At 40.5% G+C, this 15,210-nt stretch carries 14 protein-coding genes; all 14 read right to left on the bottom strand.

Annotated features, from left to right (window positions below; genetic code table 11):
- Positions 1 to 38 precede the first annotated feature (38 nt).
- The 14 genes from ACUALS_RS00920 to ACUALS_RS00855 all read right to left on the bottom strand — a co-directional run bounded on the left by ACUALS_RS00920 (position 39) and on the right by ACUALS_RS00855 (position 14,745).
- Positions 39 to 1,283, bottom strand: a complete 1,245-nt coding sequence (locus ACUALS_RS00920; RefSeq protein ID WP_454448667.1) for a hypothetical protein — start codon at positions 1,281 to 1,283, stop codon at positions 39 to 41.
- The gene (locus ACUALS_RS00915; protein WP_454448666.1) at positions 1,270 to 2,658 is read right to left on the bottom strand and encodes a surface carbohydrate biosynthesis protein; all 1,389 of its coding nucleotides are present in this window, start codon (positions 2,656 to 2,658) and stop codon (positions 1,270 to 1,272) included. Before ACUALS_RS00915 ends, ACUALS_RS00920 begins: the two co-directional genes overlap by 14 nt.
- A 63-nt stretch (positions 2,659 to 2,721) precedes the next feature.
- Positions 2,722 to 3,495 (bottom strand): oxidoreductase, encoded by a 774-nt coding sequence (locus tag ACUALS_RS00910; RefSeq protein WP_454448665.1) that lies wholly within the window; start codon positions 3,493 to 3,495, stop codon positions 2,722 to 2,724.
- Entirely contained in the window at positions 3,495 to 4,184 is a 690-nt protein-coding gene (locus ACUALS_RS00905) for an acylneuraminate cytidylyltransferase family protein (protein ID WP_152468005.1), read from the bottom strand. Before ACUALS_RS00905 ends, ACUALS_RS00910 begins: the two co-directional genes overlap by 1 nt.
- A gap of 8 nt (positions 4,185 to 4,192) precedes the next feature.
- The gene (locus ACUALS_RS00900) at positions 4,193 to 5,173 is read right to left on the bottom strand and encodes a Gfo/Idh/MocA family protein (RefSeq protein ID WP_454448664.1); all 981 of its coding nucleotides are present in this window, start codon (positions 5,171 to 5,173) and stop codon (positions 4,193 to 4,195) included.
- A 3-nt stretch (positions 5,174 to 5,176) separates the two neighbouring features.
- Entirely contained in the window at positions 5,177 to 6,238 is a 1,062-nt protein-coding gene (locus ACUALS_RS00895) for a nucleotidyltransferase family protein (RefSeq protein WP_454448663.1), read from the bottom strand.
- Positions 6,235 to 7,164: a methionyl-tRNA formyltransferase gene (locus tag ACUALS_RS00890; protein WP_454448662.1), complete on the bottom strand. Its 930-nt coding sequence runs from the start codon at positions 7,162 to 7,164 to the stop codon at positions 6,235 to 6,237. Before ACUALS_RS00890 ends, ACUALS_RS00895 begins: the two co-directional genes overlap by 4 nt.
- Positions 7,164 to 8,231, bottom strand: a complete 1,068-nt coding sequence (gene neuB, locus ACUALS_RS00885) for an N-acetylneuraminate synthase (protein WP_454448661.1) — start codon at positions 8,229 to 8,231, stop codon at positions 7,164 to 7,166. The genes ACUALS_RS00890 and neuB overlap by 1 nt, the downstream gene beginning before the upstream one ends.
- Positions 8,232 to 8,236: 5 nt before the next feature.
- The gene (gene neuC / locus ACUALS_RS00880; protein WP_454448660.1) at positions 8,237 to 9,388 is read right to left on the bottom strand and encodes a UDP-N-acetylglucosamine 2-epimerase; all 1,152 of its coding nucleotides are present in this window, start codon (positions 9,386 to 9,388) and stop codon (positions 8,237 to 8,239) included.
- Position 9,389: 1 nt separating this feature from the next.
- Positions 9,390 to 10,538: a LegC family aminotransferase gene (locus ACUALS_RS00875; RefSeq protein ID WP_454448659.1), complete on the bottom strand. Its 1,149-nt coding sequence runs from the start codon at positions 10,536 to 10,538 to the stop codon at positions 9,390 to 9,392.
- 12 nt (positions 10,539 to 10,550) lie between these two features.
- Positions 10,551 to 11,741 carry a UDP-N-acetylglucosamine 4,6-dehydratase gene (locus ACUALS_RS00870; protein ID WP_454448658.1) on the bottom strand — a complete coding sequence of 397 codons (1,191 nt, stop codon included), beginning with the start codon at positions 11,739 to 11,741 and terminating at the stop codon, positions 10,551 to 10,553.
- Positions 11,734 to 12,486 carry a 3-deoxy-manno-octulosonate cytidylyltransferase gene (locus ACUALS_RS00865; RefSeq protein ID WP_454448657.1) on the bottom strand — a complete coding sequence of 251 codons (753 nt, stop codon included), beginning with the start codon at positions 12,484 to 12,486 and terminating at the stop codon, positions 11,734 to 11,736. The genes ACUALS_RS00870 and ACUALS_RS00865 overlap by 8 nt, the downstream gene beginning before the upstream one ends.
- A 2-nt stretch (positions 12,487 to 12,488) precedes the next feature.
- Complete coding sequence (locus ACUALS_RS00860; RefSeq protein ID WP_454448656.1) at positions 12,489 to 13,148, bottom strand: HAD family hydrolase; 660 nt, start codon at positions 13,146 to 13,148, stop codon at positions 12,489 to 12,491.
- A complete protein-coding gene (locus ACUALS_RS00855; protein ID WP_454448655.1) occupies positions 13,132 to 14,745 on the bottom strand; it encodes an aldolase catalytic domain-containing protein in 1,614 nt (537 codons plus the stop codon). Before ACUALS_RS00855 ends, ACUALS_RS00860 begins: the two co-directional genes overlap by 17 nt.
- Positions 14,746 to 15,210: the final 465 nt, after the last annotated feature.

Raw genomic sequence — 15,210 nt, 5'->3', positions numbered from 1 at the left:
CCATTATTAATTGCATATAAAACTTACCCGTTCAAAATTCATATCTTTATTACTCCCAGCCTGATTGCACAATATAACTTACTAGCACCTATAACTGAGATACTAACTAAAAGTGCACTTGGAACTAGTAAAAAACCCATATTACTTGGATCAAGATAAACAATTAATATAAACACCAAAAAACCCAAAAATGTAGATCTCATTATATAATTATCGAAAGCACCAGAATAAAGCGCATAATGTGGAATTAAACCGAAACAATGAACTACTTTAGAAAACACAAGCAAACTGAATATGCTACTCAAATTAGTAATATTTTCTCTACCTACCCATTCTAGAATAAAAGGAAGCCCGAGCCATAAGATAGACGAGGAAAATACACAACATAATGTGGTTTGAATAAAAACGCTTCTTATACAATCATTATATTTCGCATCATCTTTACCCCAAAACTTCAACAGCAAAGGGTATTTAAAAGAAAATATTGCAGTCTCACAAACTAAAAGCACCAAACCAGCCAATGACGCATAAAGCACATATGCCGATAAAATAGTTATTGAAAACAAATCCTCAATAATTATTTTATCAATAGTATTTAAGGATTTTAATAGAATCGTACCTCCAAACAACGGAATTATAACTCTAAAACTTGACATTATCCAAGAGGTATCAAACATCCAACTAAGACTTATTTTATTCCTCAATAGTATTGTTACATACGAATAGCCAATAGCTATAAACTGCCCAGAAATCCAAAACAACATTAAACATTCAAGGTTCATCAAACGTTCAATAAAAAAAGACATAGCTACAAAAACAATGGCCCATATAGAACTTCGAAGGAATATATTAATTGATGCTTTAATCTGATCGCCCATAATGATGTGCAATCTAAAGGCTTCTTGATTAATATGTTCTAGAACAATTAAAACAAGAAACATCGATATAACTGGACTTACAACAGTATCTTTATAGTAAAGGTAATATAAAGGAATAAACACAGCATACAAGATTAAGTGCATTAGCAATTGAGAGCTTATTTTATCCCCCCACCGGCTATATTCAATTTTTATTAGCTCTCGATTAGAATATGTATAAAACTCCAATCCTAAAGGGTAAATCAAAAAAACTACACTAGCGATAATAAACCCATAGGTTCCAAGCGCTTCCTCCGGGAAGTACTTAGCAATATACAGAGTTAGAAAAAATCTAATTCCAACGCTAAATAGTCTAATGAGCACATTAGTTATTTTCTGAAGTAAACCCTTCTTATTCTGAAACACAAATAAATATCACTCCACTAACGAAAGAAATATCTTTAACATCTCCGCCAAAGGATTTCCAAAGGTCTTTTATTCTTTTCATATCGCTTTTTTTAATTGTTTTTTTTGATTCCGAGCCACTAAAATCCATTACCCCATTGAAAAGTACATACAACTTCCTTATTAGATACTTAATAGTTGACTTGTTTTTAAAAACATTATAAACATCAGCTTTATTTAACGATGTTTTATAATCAGCGTTTTTGTAGTAACATTTAACATCTTCAACTAATTCATTCATAGCATTATGGTAAGAATTGTAATTCCGGACGAATTGGCAAGGTTTCTCATAATTTGAAGAACGACTAGTATTATTAATAACATCTTCAAACACTGATATTAAATCATCTGAATTTGAGACTATTTCGCCAACTAAATTAACACCAGCAATACGCTTTTTGTTATTAATAACATTTGTTACGAAATTAATTGTTTCTACACCAGACACTGCTGACTCAAGCCCACTTGTACTTTCACTATGGATCACACATTTCGAAGCTTTGGCAACAGTTCTTAAGTCATGTTCTTTACTTACAATTACGTTAGGAAGCACACTGAATATGTCTTCAATTTGAGCAGTGTTTTCTGCTGGATGTGGTCTATATACAAAACTCTCTTTAGGGTATCTATGACATAGCTCAAAAACAGATGAAATGAATAACGCATGATCTATTGAAACATTCCTCCAAACATCTACTAGCTCTTTCATGAGAATCTCATCGGGAGATTTCAAATTGGCTTCTTTTTTTATCTCCAACATTCTCTTTGATGTATAAGTAATATCTCCTTTGACAGGGTTCAAACCGGCAAACCGACTACAGATAAGAGTGAAATCACCAAAATCACTCTTAATTCTACTAATTAGTTCATTTTCGAAGTAATCATATTCCCTTTTAAACAAATCAAGCCTTGGACTACCTAAAACCTTGAATTTATTTTTGTTTTCATTATCTTCAAACACCTCCAATTGTTTTTTTCCCCAAAAATAAATATGCTTCATATATTGTTCTCCAAAGTAATCCTCTGGATATATACGTTTGACTGCAGATTCATACTCATCTTCAAAGTAGAATGCCCCTTCATCATGCCAAAAAAACATATCTATGCTATTTTCTTTCATAGCTCTTATGAGTCTTTTATCAAAAACTCCTCGCCCACTGTTCCCCCCAAAACGCCCTACCAAAAGAGCATGCTTAGATATATTAACAATCTGTTCAATATCATGCGGGAGCCCAACACATGAAGATATCCCGTTTTTTTGCAACTCATATGCAAAGAATAGTCTCCACTCTAAATCACGGCTTGGTGAATCAACAATTTGGTATACGAATTTCATTCTACTACTCAATATTAACGTGTTAGAAAAACACTCTGGAAATTTAAATAAATAATATAGATATTACAAACAAAAACCATCATCTACGATTAAGTTTTGGCCCGTAACAAATTGGGATTGTTTTGAGAGTAAAAATAAAATAGCACCTACTACATCATTAACGTCTAGCATACCTGCACCATGGGTGTTTTTTTTGTAGGCCTTCAAAAATGCGTCTGGTTGATGATCAAAGATCCCACCAGGACTAACACAGTTTATACGGAAACGGCTGTCATTGACGTAAGCTGCAGCGTACTTACTCAAATGCTGAATCGCGGATTTAATCGCGGCGTACTCAACTGGCGTCGTCATCGGAGTGTTGTCATAAATATCAAACTTCGGAGCAACAACACCATATATCGAGGAAATATTCACTAGTGATAGAGGGTGTTCTGTGCGCTTAAAATAAGCGGCAGCTTGCTGAACAAATAAAAACGCACTCCCTAAATGCAGAGACAGATTGTCATTGAAACTGTCAAAGCTCACATCAAAGAAGTGCTTACCGTAGGTTTTATTTCTTGGGTAAGTCGTGTTTACTGCCCCATCTAACGGCGTATTACAACTCTCGAAAAAAGCCTTCACTGAGTGCTCATTAGTCACATCCAGCTCAACTAACGAGAGTGATTCGTTATCCAGTTCAACCCCCACACTCTCTAGACGTTCTTTCGTTGCATCAACATTGATATCGGCAGCAATAACTTTTGCTCCCTGAGCAAGCACAGCAGGAACTAAACGAGATCCCAATAAGCCTCCAGCTCCAGCAATTAATATCGTCTTACTCTTTAGAAGTTCATTCATCACTCTTCACCCATAACAATAGCTTCCGCTAGTTTAAAATCATAAATATCATCGATATCTACGGCTCTTTCCTTCGGTACCTCGATGCTCGTCACTTTGCCACTGAACAGTCCGTAATTATCTAAGACAAAGCGAGGGGTTGTCGCATAAACAACGGTCGTAATATCAAAAACTTCTGGGGCATCTTGTCGCCTCGCCACTTCACCGCTTGGCTTATTCACTAATTCAACCAAGCCGTGCTCATCTTTCTTTACCATGTTAAAAAATGGGCTGCGGCTTGCGGGAGTCACGGAAATACAAATATCAGCGGAATCTTTCTGAAGTTGTAGGATTGACGATTCCACGTCTTCAACGCTGCGTAAAGGGCTCGTTGCTGGCAGACTAATAAAGTGAGCAAAGTCGCCATAGTTGGCTTGTACCCACTCAACAGCATGACGCCATGAAAGCCACTCAGGGCTTGTGTCTGTTGCTAGCTCTTGTGGGCGTTCGATCAATGTTGCACCACAACCTACGGCGACTTTGGCAATGTCGCTATCATCAGTTGAAACAAAAACATCGCTAATCGATGCACAGGCTTTCGCTGTTTCAATCGAATATTGCAATAGGGGTTTACCAGCAAGTGGTTTAATGTTCTTGCCTGGTAAGCCTTTTGAGCCCCCGCGAACAAAAATAAATGCATAGTTTTTCATTGGGTCAACTAGCCTTTCGTTTGAGTTTTAGCATGCAGCTTAATTGTTTCGATTAACTCGACCGTTTTACCAGCCTGTTGAAGGTCGATACAACTATGCTTATTGTCTTTGGTCATATTGATGAAGTCTTGCAACATATTGAGGTACATTTTGTTTTTGTCCCAAGCTGGGTCACTATAAACAGTACTTTCACCAGTATGGTTCGTCTGCTTAACCTCATTTTTAATCAGGTCCCATTCAACCGTACCTTTACTGCCTACAAAGCGACAACGTCGATATGCTTGGCGCTGTAAAAAATCCAAATGAATATTGATCAAAGTACCACTCTGGGTAGTTGTGACAACATCAACCAAATCTTCCACCTCTAAGCCCAGTTCATCTGAAGAGCGCAGGTGAGCGTGTCGTATGGTTAAATCACCAAGAAGCCACTGTGCATAATCTAACTCGTGGCTGAGCTCTAATAGTGCGCCCCCGCCTAGTTCAGCATTAGCAGATACACTGCTTCGATAATCTTTACTCGGGCGCCAATCAGGTAGGTACTGTCCTACTTCAATATACGCATTATAGAGCTCTCCAATTGCCCCCTTGTCTAATAGTGCTTTTACTTCCTGGCTTGAAGGCAAGTAACGTAAGCAATAACCGACAGCAACAGGAGTTTGCGTTTTATCAACAACAGTCTGTAAGTGCTGCACATCTTCAACACGCGTCGTCACTGGTTTTTCAATCAATGTTGGAATACCAGCCTGCAATAACGGGATTGTATGCTCAGCGTGGAAAGGAGCAGGAGAAGCAACAATAACAAGTTCCGCACCTGAGCGAATGATCTCGTCAACACCAGAGACGACTTCGTCACAATCAGATACAGGATCTGCTGGAAATCTACCACTCGCCGACATAGCCAGTAGTCTGCACTGTGGGAATAACTGCTTTAAATTTTTTCTATGTCGGGTAGCAATATTACCCAATCCGATAACAGCAACGGTTTTCAAAACTTAGTCCAGCCCTAGTGTATGAATATCTGCTTGCGCGCGATTAAAGTCGTCCATACGACCGATATCCAACCAATACTCATGAATTGGGAACATCAAAACGTTATCACGCTCATTCATGTGCTCTTCAAGCAGCGTCGGCATATCCACTCGATGATTTTTAGGGACCGAAGCAATGACTTCAGGTGACACAACATAAATACCCGCGTTGACAAAAAAGCGCTGAACCGGCTTCTCTACCATATTGGTGATTTTGTTGCCTTCTCCATTAATCACGCCATATGGGATCTGATAGTCATATTCTCTCACGCACATTGTCGCGTCAGCGCCATTATCAACGTGAAAATCAAGAAGACGCTGGAAGTCGACCTTAGTCAGAACATCGCCATTCATCATGATCAATGGCAGATCTTTTGGTAAGTCCTTAGGTAGTAACCCTAACGCACCGCCAGTACCTAAAGGCTGCTCTTCATGAACATAGGTAACGTTAACGCCCATTTCACTTCCATCACCAAAATGCGCTTGAATTTGCTCTGGCATATAGTGAGTAGAAATGTAGAAGTTAACAAAACCTGCTTTAATAAAACTTCGAATGACGGTTTCTAGGATTGGCTTATTGCCGATATGTAGCATAGGTTTAGGGCACGTATCGGTAAGCGGTTTAAGGCGTGTGCCAAACCCTCCAGCCATAATAAATACTGGGTTCTGATGTTTCGGTTGATGCAGTGCTCCATGAAGAGTCTCAAGCCCGATAACCTTGCCGCTTGCATCAAGCAGCGGAACCGACAAAATATCGAGTTTTTCCATCAACTCAATCAGCTCTTCTCGAGAAGAGCCTTCAAGTGCGGTTATTGGATTGGTGCTCATAACCTTAGCAACAGAGTCAGCCAACACCAGATCACTTAACAAGCCACGTCGAATATCACCATCAGTAACAATGCCCAAAAGCTTACTATCTTGATCAACAACTACGGCTACACGCAACGCTTCGCTATTGATGATCTCTAATGCCTGTTTGATTGTACTTGATTCTGATATCAGCGTTTTTTGCCAACAATGACTCATTGTAAACCCCTACTATTTAACCGTGAGCCAATTCTAAATTTGGGAACATCTAGTTCTTCTGTTACACCATCTTTCACTTTTCCAATCAAAGAGAGAAGTATCGTGCTATCACCTACTTTAACTACTGCCCCTCTTTCACTTCTGCCGACTACTTCACCTACAGTCGCAATATAATTTGGTGCATCTGGGATTAACTCTGCAGACTCAATTGCATACTCTTCGTTATTAAAAAAGAATCTCGCGCGAGGGCCAGGATAACTGATTGCCCTAACAAAATTATATATACGCTCAGCACTCCAACTAAAGTCAATGAGCTCATCGCCAAAAGTTCTGATACCAAAGTATGTCCCTACTGGGTGAATATCGTTTTGAATGACTCGATCAACCTCATCTTTTGAGATCTTTAATATCGCAGAGTACAAAACATTCGCACATTCGCTAATTGCTTTTTTCAGCAGCGTTCCGTAGTTATCCTTTTGCGCAATAGGATATAGTCTCTGCTCAACGATATCACCAGTATCGATACCTTCATCTACATAGTGGACAGTAATACCAAACGAAGGCTCACCGTTGATCAAGGCCCAGTTAATTGGATTCCGTCCTCGATAGAATGGTAAAGCGCCAGCATGACAATTGATAAAACCTAGAGGAGCATACTCGATAATGTTTTTCCTCAAGATTTGATTAAACGACATTGACACTAAAAGATCTGGTCTATATTCATCCATAGTTGAAAGAAAATCATCCGTGTTTACATTTTCTACGGGAATATAAGGAACATCTAGTTTATCAGCCCATTCTCTTAAGATTGGATCTTGTGTATCATATCTAGGTACAATAAAAACGATTTCTAAGCCATCAGTCTCGGCTATCAATTCAATAGCTCTATGAGACCATGGGCCATCAGCAAAATAACCAATCTTCATTATATTTCTTCGTCCTGTTGGTATGTTTTCTGAGCAGCGCTTCCGAGAATATCCCAATACTGAAAAGGACTAATGCCTGTCCCTGGTCGCTTTACAGTCAGGTTTTCTGTTGTGAAACAATCTCCCGCAGCGATATTACTATGCGCTACAAGACTTTTTCTAGCCACTGACTTATTCTTAATTTCAGATGCGGTAGGAGCCTTTACGCCCGTACCTAAAGCGAGCTCAACATTTCGAATTGCATCAACCATCGATTTGAGCTCATCTGGTTCCAGCGATGCTTTATGGTCTGGACCTTCCATCGTTTTATCCAAAGTAAAGTGCTTCTCAATAAGAACAGCTCCTCTCGCTACAGCTGCAATAGGAATTACGATCCCTTCGCTATGATCTGAATAACCAGAACGCAGACCAAAAGATGCCCCTAGAGTATCCATAGCTCGCAAGTTGATTTCATCCATAGGTGCTGGGTACTCTGTTGTGCAATGGAGGATGGTAACTTTATCTTGCAGAGCACTTTGCCCTTCTCTTGAAGCGTAAGCCTCTTTGAATGCAGCAATAGACGGCTTAATGCCTTTATCTCTAGTAAGACCAAACGCGATTACACCTAATGCATCTTCTACCTCCGCTAATGTGGCCATACCCGTCGATAAAATTATGTCACACCCAGTTCTCGCGTGATCCAATATTAAAGGTGCATTGGTAATCTCTCCAGAAGGTAACTTCAGTGTTTTTAGCCCTAAATCGTTGACTAAGAAATCTAAGCTCTCTGAATCAAACGCAGTAGAGAGAAACTCAATACCAATTTCATTACAGTAATCTATCAACTCATGGTGCAATTCGTAAGGCAACTCTAACCTCGTCAGCATAGCAAGTTGCGATTCCTCTTTCTTAGTATTTTCTACTTGATATTCTGCTTGGTGTGCCAGTTTTGAAGCTAAGTTCTTGGCTTTAAATGTTTGAAACTTAACAATGTCAGCACCAGCATCTTTAGCTGCATCGATCAATTTAAAGGCGAGTTCACGGCTACCATTGTGATTAACTCCAGCCTCAGCAATTATTACCGTCATAAGACCTACTTTGTATCGAAAAATTTTTTACAAGGATTAAAGTTCATCTCTTTAATCATTTTTATAACTTGCTTGCTAGCGCAACCCTGACCATAAGGATTTACTATAATTTCATTGTCTAATTTATATTGCCTCGCAACAGCTTTTTTAAGTGCTGAGGAGATGCTCGCTAAATTAGGTTTTGCGTCTATAACACTTTTAGCCGCCAACCGACCTTTCTGCCTCACGCCGATATTTACTGTTGGCACATCAAAAGATGGTACTTCTATGATGCCACTCGACGAATTGCCGACAACAACAGCGGCATTTTTTATGGCACTAAGGTAACGAACCTGTCCTAATGATGGTATTGCTAACACTCTATTTGATTGTGAAGCAGCGTAAGATTCAAGCATAGGAATTATACGACGACCACCATCATCAGCGTTGGGGTATGTCAATATTACTTGGTGATCAGGGTACTCATCTAACGCATCAAGTAATGCTTGAAAACTCTGTTCAGGATCTTCGTCACCTAGCGTTACTGGGTGATAAGTGACAACAAAATAGGGTTGTACTAGTTTAAACTCTAGGGAGTCACCTAATTCGTCGACGTTCATAAAAGAACCTCTCACAAGATGATCTAACCCGATAGCACCTATATTTTTAACTCGCTCAGGACATTCCCCCAATTGAATGACTCTGTTTCTATACTCTTCAGTAGATGTACCGTGAAGATAACTAAGCTTCGTAATTGCATGACGAATCGCATCATCATACGCACCTTCAGTAATCTCGCCACCATGAAGGTGAATAACAGGAACCTTCAAGATCATTGCAGTTTGAGCTGCTGCCAACGCTTCGAAACGGTCGCCTAGTATGATTAGAGCGTCAGGTTCTAAACGAGCAAGCGCATCTGTAAAACCAAGAACCCCTAGCCCTATACTTTTTGCTGTCCCCACAGCAGAGTTTGAAGAAAGAAGAATCTCTATTTTCTCGTCAATTTCAAAACCATCTTCTTCTATCTGTTTATAAGTTTCCCCAAACTCTGGCGACAAGTGCATCCCAGAAACCAGCAGCTGTAACTTTAATCTTGGGTCTTCTTGTATATCTTTTATTAGCCAGTAAAGAAGACCATACTCAGCACGCGTGCCTGTAAATACTGCAACTTTCTTCATATTACTTAATCTCGATAGGTGTACTGGGGAGATTGATTAGGTGTGCCTCAATAAACTCAGAGTAAGTGAGGTCACCACGTATTGCATTCTCAAACATAGGTAGCCTGTGCATTAGCTGCCAAATGGGTCGAGTCATCACACCTGAACTATTTGTGCCTGTAAGTACTTCTTCGCGACTTTCTTTGTCCGGACAAATGATTGCATTTAGCCAATAGTTTGACTGCGCATACTCAGGTTCAGTGACAAACTTTATGTCTGAACCTTTAAAAAAGTCATTGTAACTTTCAGCAAGCACTCTCTTTTGTTTAAGGTACAGCTCGATAACTTCCATCTGAGCACACCCTAGAGCTGCATTCAGGTTTGGCATACGATAGTTGAAACCAGGTTCATCATGGAAGAACTCATACGGATGAGGAACTTTTGCTGTCGTAGTAACATGCTTAGTTCGCACACCTAATTCTTGAGTCTTACATAACACCATGCCACCACCGCCTGTGGTGATGATCTTATTGCCATTGAAGCTGACAGCACCAAAATCACCAATAGTACCGGTGTGTTTGCCCTTATAAAACGAGCCTAGACTTTCTGCGGCATCTTCAACCAACGTGATGTTCCATTTCAAACAAACAGCAACCAGTTCATCAAGCTCTACAGGGTGACCAAACGTGTGCATTGGTACAACGGCTTTGATTCTTCTACCTGTTTTTTTATGGATACACCCCGCGTCGGTGACTTCGGCATTCTCTTCTAAAAATGCATCCACAGCCTTAGGGCACAACCCTAAACTCACTGGAGATACATCTAGAAAAATAGGCTCAGCCCCCATGTGATAAAGAGCATTGCAGGTTGCAACAAAAGTCAAAGCTTGCGTGACGACCAAGTCGCCTCTTTGAACATCAGCCATGTACAATGCGGCATGCAATGCTGCTGTACCATTCACTGTCGCTACAGCTTTAGCCGTACCAGTGTAAGTTTCAATTTTTCTCTCAAAATCATCAACAAACTTACCGACGCTAGAAACAAATGTACTTTCAATCGTTTCCATTACGTACGCTTTTTCGTTGCCATCGAAAGTCGGTGCATGTAAGGGAATAAATTCGTCTGTTTTGTAAGTATCTCTCACAAATTCAACAATAGATGTCGCTTTCATTGAATACTCCACTTACATCTTGCTATCGAGGTATTTACCTGTTTCTTTGTGCCCAAAATCAGGGATCATGGTAAAGAACAGTTTCACAATCTGCTCTTTGGTCCAAGCTCGCTCACCTTTCATCTCATAGATGCTGTTTTCAAACAAAGTAAGAAGCTCTTGCTCATAAAGAGGTTCATTTTTGATGATGCCCAGATTTTCGAATCGAGACATATCCAGTTCTTCTTTATCTGTAAAAAACTCTTCGAAGTCTTTTTCACCCGTTGTATCACTTGCAGTAAACAAACATGGCCACTTGCCCTGCTCTGGAAGTGTATGTGCAAGTTGGCGAGCTTCTTCTTCTGTTTCACATAGGTGAGGTTCAAAACCAAGTTGCTCTAGGTATTTCACCGCAATATCTGCAAACGAAATAAGATGTAGAGCTTCACTCAGTTTCGGGAAGAAAATGTCACGGTTTTCGCCAAAGATACAAGACATTAAACATAGTTCTCCCGACTCTTGAGGGGTAACAAAGTAACGCTTGATGTCGTTTGGGGCCACGATAGGTTGGCGCTTTTGAATACGTTGGTTAAATCCGTGAAGTAGCGAGCCATCAGAGAATGCCACATTTGCAAATCGAGCAGTTGAGATTGCCATTTGCTCGCTTTTACGCATCAGGAACATTTCCATAATACGTTTGGATGCTCCCATCATATTAACTGGGTTTGCAGCTTTATCTGTTGAAACACAGAAGTACTTTTTCGCGCCAGCATCAATAGACTGCTGGATCGTTTTGTCGGTATTAAAAACATTCACATCGATCATGCGCATCAGTGTATAAGGATCTTTTTCACTTCTAACATGCTTAAGCGCAGATAGGTTCAATACATAATCGAACTTACCATCGGCTTTAATGAATGCGTCGTACTCTAGAGAACCAATGTCCAAAGCAAATGTTTGGAAGTCACCATCAATATAACCAAATGAGCTACGGATATCTCGGACAAGCTCTACCATATTGTTTTCACTAATATCGACAACATGTAGCTTCTTAGGGTTACGTTTAAAAATCTCTTTAGTTACGGCTTGTCCGATTGAGCCAGCGCCGCCCAGAACAAGGAAACTTGACGCAGAAACAATGCGTGATAGCTCTGCTTCATGTTGATAAATATCTTGAGAAAAGAGTTTGTCTTTTCTTCCAATTAGAAAGAGTAAATCAGTCATTATAATTAATACCAATATTAGTTAATTTTTCTACCACTGCATTGACATCTTCCGGAATATCAACAGCTAATGAACCAGATTCAACTTCAACCATATCTACAACATAATCCGATTCCAAAAAGCGCAGTATCTCAATGTCTTCTACTTGCTCATGGCGAGTCTTCGCTTTGCTGCTGTAGAAGAAGGCCAGCTGCTCTTTTGAGAAAGCGTAGATACACACTTGCTTGTAACCAAATTGATATTCACCCGTTTTCGTCTGAGGAATGCCTGCTCGGCTCATGTAAAGTAACTTACCAGATTTACTAAAAGTAACTTTTGGCACAGTAAAAGAGCGAAACTCTTGCTCTGAAGTAATAGCACACATAGCATTGGTCACATTGCCACTCTTCAAGAAAGCCTTAATTACCGTATTGATATCATCTGGATTAATGAGTGGCTCGTCACCTTGGACATTTACGATGAAATCACAGTTAAGCTGTAAGTTGGCTTCTGCCAGTCTGTCGGTGCCCGTTAAGCATTCCGAGCTTGTCATCACAACCTGACCACCAAAAGCTTCAACGGCACTTTGGATACGAGCATCATCGGTTGCCACGTATACTTTTTCTTGTCCCGCAGCTAAGCAGCAACGCTCCCAGACGTGCTGTATCATTGGTTTACCACAAATATCGACTAATGGTTTACCTGGGAATCGGCTTGATTCGTAACGTGCTGGAATAACAACAGCAAAGGTTTTCTCATTACTCATGATTAGAATCTCACAGTTGAAAAGTCATCGATAATCAAGTGTTGTTGCAAGTGACATTGCTCAATCATCTTTTCTTTTACATTGGAATAAGGCGCGTAAAACACAAAGTCGATGTGGTTCTGTTGGGCTGATAACATGTCGGATTCAGCATCTCCAAACATGACGGCATTTGTGTTGTTTTCTTGCTTAAGAATATTGCGGATAAGCTCTGCTTTTGGCGTTGGTGAGCCAAACACGCCATCAAAGTGAGTATCAAGGTCTCTCTGGACAAAAACGTCTCTGAGTTCACTTTGCTCCGAGCCACTTGCGACGTATCGTTTACCTTGGCACTGCTCAAGAAACGACATAAAGCCGGGTGTTATCTGCGCCGTTAAGTATAAAGTACGGCACTGTTTGGAGAAGTCTGCCAAAATCCGTTGCTCTAGCTCACTTCTTTTTTCTTCTTCAATCGTTAGGATGCTATCTAGAAAGTGAGCAACGTGGTGAAAACGAGACTTTCCAAAGTTATGGCGGAAGTAATCAACACACTCCGCAATAAGGTCTTGAGCTGAAAAATGCGCCTCCAGCGCATTTTTCATAGCTTCGATTTTCAATTGGTTGGAATCTAAAATGACGCCATCACAATCAAAAATGTATACCTCATATTCACTTAACAGGGGCATAAACAGAGCCTTTAGCAATCGGGTAGCTAGTTGGAGTCAAAGAGGTAATTTCTAGGCTTTTCTCATGAGCATGGTAAAGATTCAATATGTCGACCATCTCTTGTTGACGAACATCATCTTGAGCATAGCCATCAAAACCAACCACTGAAATCGCATTCACGTTTGATTCCAGTAAAGCACCAAGAACGTAGGCCGTTGTAATGTCGTAAGGGGTCGTCGTGTAAGTGCCTTGAGTTGCAAACGTCTCTTTTACCACTTCAAGTCCGTAATCAATTAAGTTCACACCTTCAAGCTCTGACAACTCGGAAGTCGTAAAGCGGCACTTTGGAAGGATAATTGGTTTATCTAACCCTTTGTATAGCTTTGACTCTGACAAGAACTTTGAGTTGTGAGAAATAGCGTAGTAATCCACTAACTCAGGGGCAATATGCGCTGTTGTATTGATTGAGATTACAACCGGTTGAGTGTTCTTAATGTACATCTCAATCGCTGATGCGTACTTCTCTGTATTTGGCGCATTCGCAATAATGAGAACATCTTTGCCATCAAAGAGGCCTTGTGCGTCTTGGCTTCCAGTCACTTCAGCCTTACTGTCAGAGAAGCTCAGCGCCGTATCAAGTACCGCACCGTTGTACGATGTTGTGCCTTCTAGTTTACTAAGGTAGTCAATCGCACCAATGATTTCGTCAGTGCCATAGTGGGTACTGGACAACAAATTCTGAATGTAAGTCGGATGCACATCATTTTGAGCGCCCAAGAAGTACAACAAGTTGCTGCCCCAACCATATTCTTTTTGCATCGCCTCAAAGTGGCGAATCACCAATTCATAGATTGGCTTTGGTTGGTATTTAGAGTCACCTTTATCTAGGTAAGCTAACAGACTTTCCGTTTGAGTATTACCTGCACCGCGTCCCATGCCCGTCACGGTTGTATCTAGCCAAGAAACACCGGCTTCCATTGCTGAAAGTGTGTTATCTAAGCCTTTACCCATGTTGTTGTGAGTGTGGATACCCATAGGGCCCGTCCAATGAGTACGAAGCGCTGTTACGATACGTTGGACTTCTTGACCATCCATGTTACCTAGTGAATCCGCAAAATAAAGGACATCGAGACCTTCCCAGCTGACTGCTTGACGGGCTTTATCTGCAATTACGTCATCAGGCTTACCGCCCGCTTGCATAAGGTTGAAGCCTACGATGTAGCCCAGTTTTTTTAGGTGAGCAACGATAGGTGCTGAAAACTCCACCTCATTGAAGTGTGCAGCAACACGGACTAAGTCAACTTTACTGTGAGCTGCTGGCACGAATAGCGCATCAATTGCTTCTTCAATTGGCATGCCAGATTCAAGGATAGTCTTGGCATCAACCATCACGCCATACGTTGGCCCTTCAGGCAGAGTTAGGGTATTGATGAAATCTTCCGTCGTGTAGGCGAATGCGCCTAGAAAGCCTGATTTAGCGAAGTTACGCAAACCTAGTTCAACGTAGTCGATGTTCGCGCTTGCTACGCTGTTTAGGTACTGGGTTACGACTTCTGGGTCAAAATCCCAGTTATTGTAGTAGCCACCGTCACGAAGGGTACAGTCTAATATATTCATTGTATTACCTAGCAAAAAAGATAAAGTTACCAAAACTAATAAGTGACTATTACTAAATATGAAGTTACCCTGAAATGTATCAAGGTGGGTTTTATTACCTTTGACAACTCAAATCAAATAGTTATTTGAAACGCTACCGCCCTTAGGTTTAGCTCCCAAAGGCAAATAGGTAGACATCCAAACTGTCGGGAGAATCCCATAATTGGCGGTGAGTATATCGAAAAATACGACTTAAATAAAAGTTATCTTGGAAAGTAAAATAAATAATTATTAAGTAGTATAAAGACGCCGCCTCCATGTGACATACTACTCATTTTCCATCAGGCTAATAGTTATTTTACTCACTAAAAACATTACCCTTTTTGCTAATCAAAGGCACTAAGAGTGTTGTTGCAACCATGTCGACTCTACACGTATCAATACCACTTGTGGTAGCATACAGGCACTGACAGTCCTAGGTGATGA

Source organism: Vibrio sp. NH-7 (assembly GCF_053643215.1).
This window is presented reverse-complemented; position numbering and strand designations above follow the sequence as displayed.

What these genes read in the sequence shown, in the direction of transcription:
- neuC (WP_454448660.1), bottom strand. Translation starts at nt 9,388, where the DNA reads ATGAAGAAAGTTGCAGTATTTACAGGCACGCGTGCTGAGTATGGTCTT.
- ACUALS_RS00870 (WP_454448658.1), bottom strand. Translation starts at nt 11,741, where the DNA reads ATGACTGATTTACTCTTTCTAATTGGAAGAAAAGACAAACTCTTTTCT.
- ACUALS_RS00915 (WP_454448666.1), bottom strand. Translation starts at nt 2,658, where the DNA reads ATGAAATTCGTATACCAAATTGTTGATTCACCAAGCCGTGATTTAGAG.
- ACUALS_RS00890 (WP_454448662.1), bottom strand. Translation starts at nt 7,164, where the DNA reads ATGAAGATTGGTTATTTTGCTGATGGCCCATGGTCTCATAGAGCTATT.
- ACUALS_RS00860 (WP_454448656.1), bottom strand. Translation starts at nt 13,148, where the DNA reads ATGCCCCTGTTAAGTGAATATGAGGTATACATTTTTGATTGTGATGGC.
- ACUALS_RS00875 (WP_454448659.1), bottom strand. Translation starts at nt 10,538, where the DNA reads ATGAAAGCGACATCTATTGTTGAATTTGTGAGAGATACTTACAAAACA.
- ACUALS_RS00895 (WP_454448663.1), bottom strand. Translation starts at nt 6,238, where the DNA reads ATGAGTCATTGTTGGCAAAAAACGCTGATATCAGAATCAAGTACAATC.
- ACUALS_RS00855 (WP_454448655.1), bottom strand. Translation starts at nt 14,745, where the DNA reads ATGAATATATTAGACTGTACCCTTCGTGACGGTGGCTACTACAATAAC.
- ACUALS_RS00910 (WP_454448665.1), bottom strand. Translation starts at nt 3,495, where the DNA reads ATGAATGAACTTCTAAAGAGTAAGACGATATTAATTGCTGGAGCTGGA.
- ACUALS_RS00905 (WP_152468005.1), bottom strand. Translation starts at nt 4,184, where the DNA reads ATGAAAAACTATGCATTTATTTTTGTTCGCGGGGGCTCAAAAGGCTTA.
- ACUALS_RS00865 (WP_454448657.1), bottom strand. Translation starts at nt 12,486, where the DNA reads ATGAGTAATGAGAAAACCTTTGCTGTTGTTATTCCAGCACGTTACGAA.
- neuB (WP_454448661.1), bottom strand. Translation starts at nt 8,231, where the DNA reads ATGACGGTAATAATTGCTGAGGCTGGAGTTAATCACAATGGTAGCCGT.